Consider the following 6,112-nt stretch of genomic DNA (forward strand, 5'->3'; position numbering starts at 1 on the left):
TGACGCCGCCGGTTCCCATTCCGCCCCCAACGGCAGGCCGGAGGTCCATGACCTCCTGTATCGCACCCCAGGCGCATCCATGCCCAAGCCCAGTCATCAAGATCTCCTTTATCGCTTCAACGGCAACCCGGAGGAGACGAAGGAACACACCAGCGGCTTCTACCAGAATGTGGCTGACAAGTCGAAAAATCCTGCGCCGAAGCCCCCATCCAACCCTCCAAAAGATCCCAATAACACCACCAACCCGCCCCCTCCGCCAAAACCCAGCACCACCCGCTTGCTGACAGAAGGTGAGAAGCAACTGGTGAAGTCCATCTTCGGAGATTCCATCAAAGACCTGGACAAGGTGGAGATTCGCAATCGCAATTTCATTCCCTTTTTTCAGCGCTCTGATACGACCATGACGCCGAATGGGAACATGTACCCGGCCAAGGACCTCCGGCATGTGAAGGACTTCAGCAAAGAGAGCCTCGAACTTCAAGCCCATCTCATTCATGAAATGACGCATGTCTGGCAGAAGCAGGATGGAATGAGCGTCAAGATACGAGGTTTGTTCAGCTTGATGGTCCCCTACGACTACAAATACGAACCTGGGAAAGACTTCCGCAAATACCGCCTGGAACAGCAGGCCACGATGATCGCCGACTACTTCCTCGCCTTGCGCGGCGAGAAAATCAGACCACAATCTGACGACGGCTCGAAGTGGTTTCATCTCCGCACTCCCGCCGAGTATGAAGCCTTGATTCCCTGGCTGAAAGACCTCCGAAAAAACACTCCCAAACCACCCGTCATACCCAAACCTCAGCCACTGCCATGAATCCCCTCCGGTCTTTGACATTGAAAGCCATGCACTGGATGGCCTGCCTGGCTTCAGTCATCCTTCTGTGTGGCTGCCACCCCCTTCACCAAAGCGTTTACTTTCATGCGCCACTGACGTCTCCTCCTGCCTCACTTGCGGCTCTGAAAAGATGTGATCTGGCTGCGGCCGCACGCATTTTGGAGCCCCGCGTGGCCGCCAACCCCAGGGATGCCGAGCTGAGTTGCACCCTTGGCAGCGTGTATCTAGTGCAGTCGGACGCAGTGAAGGACCGCCAGGCCAGGCGCAGCCTGCAGGCCCGCGGCTGGCAGCTCGTGGAGGCGGCCTCCGGCAGATACTACAACGCAGATGCACTGCTGGCCCACGCCTACCTCCGGGGCCGCTGGGGCAAAAAGCAAAGTTCCGACCTCTACGGAAAACATCTGCGGCTGAGCTCGGAAGTTTACAAAAAGACGCCTCATCCGACTCTAGAAGAACAGGTACGCAAAACCTGGCACGACATCCCGCCGCCGTGAATGCCACTGGTCTGGCGAAGAGAAAATGCCTGGCATGAATGGCACTCAGTTAAGAGCATGGATCGTGGGTTTGGCGACCAGGGAGCCAAGCCACGCGACAGCGTCTTGGAGTGCGTGCGGCAAGCCTTGGCGCGACGCCGCTTTCGCAAGCCGGACGGTAATCTCAGACCAACGGAACGCGCTACACCCCCGCGAAGGCGGTGTCGTCGATGCAGGCTTGCGCCGTGCATCTCTGTCACCGCACTCCAAGACGCTGTCGCGTTCGCGTCAGCGCCTTACCAAAACACTGCCTAAGGGACAATGAAAACGAACGACGGCCCGCCTTAACTGAGTGCCATTCATGCCTGGCATGTTTTCCTAATTTTCCACAGAGGAATTATTTCGACTTCCCAGCCTGACGCAAAGAATTACAAAGCCCCCCAGCGTTTGTTCTAGGTCAGAAACCTCATGACGTGCCGCTCTCATTCGTTCATCATGGCATGCCATCACGCACCCGACCCCGTGCCCACCATGAAGCCGTTTCTATCCTCCGCGTTCTCCTTTGTCCTGCTCTTTTCCGCCATGGGCATTGAGCCCGCACATGCGGCGGAGGGCGGCGAGAAGAAGACAGGCCAGAACAGCCCTGCTGCAGAGGGTGATGATAAGACCCTCGCGACTGCGGAAGCGCTGTACGCGGAGGCCCAATACGCCGATGCGGAAAAGGCCGCGCAGGCGCTGGTGGCGGCGCGCACGCAGGCACTGGGTGCGGAGGCCCGGGAAACACTGCGCGCTCGCCTCCTGCTTGCGGAGGCGCTGCGCATGCAGTCCAAAGATGCGGAGGCGGAACCGCAACTGCGCGAACTGCTGCCGGTGGTGACTCAAGTTTTCGGCGCAGAGGATCGTGAAACGCTGCGCTGCCAGTCCGCCCTGCTGGCGCTTACAGCCGCCCAGGACAGCAGCGGAGAGGCCGAAAAAGAATTCCGCCGCCTCATTGCCACCATGGCACGCGTGCTCGGTCCTGAGGATAAAATCACTCTGCTGACGCGCCTGCGTCTGGCTGAGAACTGGTATCGACTGAAAAAATACGCTGAAGCCGAAGCGGAACACCGGCAGGTGCTGACCATCTATCAGCGCACGCTCGGGGTTGAGGACAGGAAAACACTGGTCTGCGAATTCCTTCTCATCCGCGCCCTGGCTGCCCAGAGCAAGCATGCGGAGGTGGAAGAGCTTTGCCGCAGCCTGCTCCCGCTCCAGATCAAGGTTCTCGGAGCGGAGGGCAAGCAAACGCTGTACTGCCAGACCTATCTCATCCAAGCCCTGTCTGCCCAGAACAAACATGCGGAGGTGGAGGTGCAATGCCGCAGCCTGCTCCCGCTGCAGACCAAGGTCTTCGGAGCCGAGAGCAAGGACACGATGTTCTGCCAGGACCGACTCCTCAAAGCCCTGTCTGCCCAGCACAAGCATGCGGAGGTGGAGGAGCTGTGCCGCAGCGTGCTCCCTCTGCAGATCAAGGTCTTCGGAGCCGCGAGCACGGAAGCGCTGTACTGCCAGGACCTTCTCTTCGAAGCCTTGCTCGCCCAGAACAAGAACGCGGAGGTGGAAGAGCAATGCCGCAGCGTGCTCCCGCTGCAGATCAAGGTCTACGGAGCCGAGAGCAAGGAAGCGCTCTATTGGCAGCTCCATCTCATCGATGCCCTGATGGCCCAGCACAAGGACGCGGAGGCGGAAAAGCTTTGCCGCAGTCTGCTGCCGCTCCAGAATGCTCTCATCCAAGCCCTGTTTGCTCAGAACAAGCACGAGGAGGCGGAGGCGCTGTGCCGTCGCCTGCTGCCGCTCCAGATCAAAGTGCTCGGGGCTGAAAACAAGGAAACGCTGCACAGCCAGTTCCAGCTCATCCAAGCCCTGTTTGCTCAGAACAAGGACGCGGAGGTGGAGGAGCTGTGCCGCCGCCTGATCCCGCTGCAAAACAAGGTGCTAGGGGTTGAGGGCGCGGAAACGCTGGAATGCCATATCTATCTCCTCGGAGCTCTGAAAGCCGAGGACAAGAACGCGGAGGTGGAGGCGGAGTGCCGCATCTTGATACCGCTGCAGACCAAGGTCTTCGGAGCCGAAAGCAAGGATGCGGTGTTCTGCCAGGACCTTCTCGTGGATGCCCTGGATGCCCAGGACAAGGACGCGGAGGTGGTGGAGCAGGCCCGCAGCCTGCTGCCGCTGCAGGTCAAGGTGCTCGGTGCGGAAAGCAAATACACTTTGGGCACCCGCAGCCGTCTGGCCCATGCCCTGAAGCAGCAGGAGAAATGGGCGGAGGCCGAGGCGGAATACCGCAGCCTGCTGCCGCTGCAGATCAAGGCGCTGGGAGAAGAAAACAAAAGTGTTTTGGACACACGCAGCGGCCTGGCACGCACCCTGAGCCAGCAGAAGAAATGGGCGGAGGCAGAGGCGGAGTACCGCCAGGTGCTGAAGCTCTGCGAGCGCGTGCTCAAGCCGGAAGAGTCGTACACGTTTTCTCTGTACGGACTGGAAGACTTCATCAAAGTCCTGAGCAAGAATGACAAACATGAGCTGGCGGAGGAACTGTGCCGGCGCGTGACCGCTTTTTACAGCAAGCTGCTCGGCCCCGAGAACAAGTCCACTTTGCACCAGCGCAGCACTCTGGCCTATATCCTGAGGGACGCGAAAAAATTCACGGAAGCCGAAGCGGAATACCGCGAGCTGCTGCCACTCTTTGCCAAGGTGTTTGGCGCGGAGTCCGAGCCCGCCCTGAGGGAGCGCACGTCCCTCGCCTTCATGCTGATCCGGCAGAAAAAGTATGAGGAGGCGAACAAGGAGTTCGATCAGGTGCTGGAACTCGCCGCGCGCGCACGCGGCCCGGAGGATGAATCCCCGCTGGAGGATGTCGCGATGAACATGGAAGTTCTCGAGTCGATGGACCGGCATGCGGATGTGGAGGCGCTGCTGCGCCAGCACCTGCCCGCCTTCATCAAGACCTATGGCCAGGACCGCAGCGAGGTCATGAAATTGCAGAGCCTCCTCATCAAAGCGCTGATGGCGCAGAAGAAGCACGCGGAGGCGGAGAAGGAAAGCCGCAGCGTGATCGCCGCTGAGACCCGCGTGCTCGGGCCGGAGGCCAAGGAGACCCTGGAGTCCCGCAGCGCGCTGGCGGCCCTGCTCGCTGACATGGACAGGGATGCGGAGGCCGAGGCAGAATACCGCCAGCTTCTACCACTTTATACCAGGGCGTTTGGCGCGGAGTCGGAGGACACCCTGCGGCAGCGCATGCTCCTTGCCACCCACCTGAGCACTCAGGACAAGAATGCCGAGGCCTGCAAGGAGCTCGGCGAGGTGCTGGACATCTCCCTGCGCGTGCTCGGCGCCGGAGACATGCACACCCAGGCCCAGATCGCGATTCTGCTGTCATGGCGCAAGACGGAGGACCGGGGTGCGGAAGTGACCGCGCAGCTGCGCCAGCACCTGCCCGGCTTCATCCAGACCTATGGCCGGGATCACACCAAAGTCCTGGACCTGCAGCGGGCCATCATCGCCACGCTGGTCACGCTGGAGAACTACGCGGAGGCGGAGAAGGAGAGCCGCAGCCTGATCGCCGCAGAGACCCGCGCCCTCGGGCCGGAGGCCCCGGAGACCCTGGAGTCACGCCGCACGCTGGCAGCCCTGCTCACCCAGCAGCACAAGGAGGCGGAGGCCGAAAACGAATGCCGCCAGGTGCTGGCCCTCACTGAGCGCGCCCTCGGCGCGGAGCATCCGGAGACGCTGTCCACCTGCTACCACCTCGCCGTTTACCTCGGCACGCAGAAGAAGACCCAGGAGGCCCTGAAGTACGCCCAGCGCGCCTACGCAGGCCGCCTGAAGGTGCTGGGCCGGGACCACGAAGACACACGGGAGGCCAATGAACTGGTGGAGCGACTGACCAAGCCCGAGACGAAGGCCTGAGGGGCGGGGCTCCGCCATGTTTCGCGCCAAGCATGCGCATGCCCACCGCGAAGCAGAGCGGCTTGTCCTCAAGCCGCCGTCGCGCGTCGCCACGCGCCGCATTGCTGCATTCCGCTTTGGAAAACGCCGTGTCATCGCAGGCATCGGAAAATGGAAAGACTCAAGTGGCGCAGCAGTCCGTACTGGGAGCGCCGGTTTGGATAGTGTTTCCCGAAACTCATTTCCGAAACGCGCATGGGAGGACCACACTCTACCGTGTCGTTTGAAAATCGGAGGAACGTTCCATTCAGCCGCAGAGGAGCGGAGAGGCAGAGGGAGCAAAGAACAGATTCAATCTCTGCCACCTCTGCCCCTCTGCGGCAAACCGAACATCCTCAGGCTCCACATGCCGGAAATGAGTTTTTGCGAACCGCCATAACCAGCGCCCACACAGCCCGCCACGTGAACACCAAAGACCAAGAACAGAGAACATATATCACGTCATACCACACTCCGGTATTCTTTCACTTGCATCCCCAAATCCAGGCCCAAGCTTTCCAGCATGGCCTTCATCTTCTCCACCTCCCACCTTCCTGAAACCCGAGTCCGCCGCCCTGACCACCTCGAAGACGAGGAGGAGGACGACCTCATGCAGCCCACGCCCCGCGCCGGCGGCGTCCGCGCCTTCAGCCACCTGCCGGTGCGTGACAATCCTGCGCCTTCCACCGTTCCGCTCCGGGAAGACAACCCACGGAGAGAGATCGCCCCGATCCCTCCACGCTCCGCCACACCCTCCAGCCCCGCGCCCACCAGACTGGAGGATCAGGATGATCCCCCTCCTTCAGAAGCCAACCCCGAGAACGACACCGCCCCG

General features: G+C 61.0%; 3 protein-coding genes and 1 pseudogene. All 4 read left to right on the forward strand.

What is annotated here, in order from left to right; genetic code table 11:
* Window positions 1-817: hypothetical protein (locus WAW39_RS10640; protein WP_422318554.1), on the forward strand; the 817-nt coding region annotated here is incomplete at its 5' end.
* Window positions 814-1,332 carry a hypothetical protein gene (locus WAW39_RS10645; protein WP_422318556.1) on the forward strand — a complete coding sequence of 173 codons (519 nt, stop codon included), beginning with the start codon at window positions 814-816 and terminating at the stop codon, window positions 1,330-1,332. The genes WAW39_RS10640 and WAW39_RS10645, both read left to right, overlap by 4 nt.
* Before the next feature lie 510 nt (window positions 1,333-1,842).
* Window positions 1,843-5,259, forward strand: coding sequence for a tetratricopeptide repeat protein (locus WAW39_RS10650; RefSeq protein WP_422318558.1), 3,417 nt, complete (start codon window positions 1,843-1,845; stop codon window positions 5,257-5,259).
* Window positions 5,260-5,800: 541 nt separating this feature from the next.
* A pseudogene (locus WAW39_RS10655) lies at window positions 5,801-6,112 on the forward strand (hypothetical protein); the annotation flags it as partial.

Source organism: Prosthecobacter sp., assembly GCF_049294395.1.
Classification (GTDB): Bacteria; Verrucomicrobiota; Verrucomicrobiia; order Verrucomicrobiales; family Verrucomicrobiaceae; genus Prosthecobacter.

Coding starts and splice junctions, on each gene's coding strand:
- WAW39_RS10645 (WP_422318556.1), top strand. CDS start 814: ATGAATCCCCTCCGGTCTTTGACATTGAAAGCCATGCACTGGATGGCC.
- WAW39_RS10650 (WP_422318558.1), top strand. CDS start 1,843: ATGAAGCCGTTTCTATCCTCCGCGTTCTCCTTTGTCCTGCTCTTTTCC.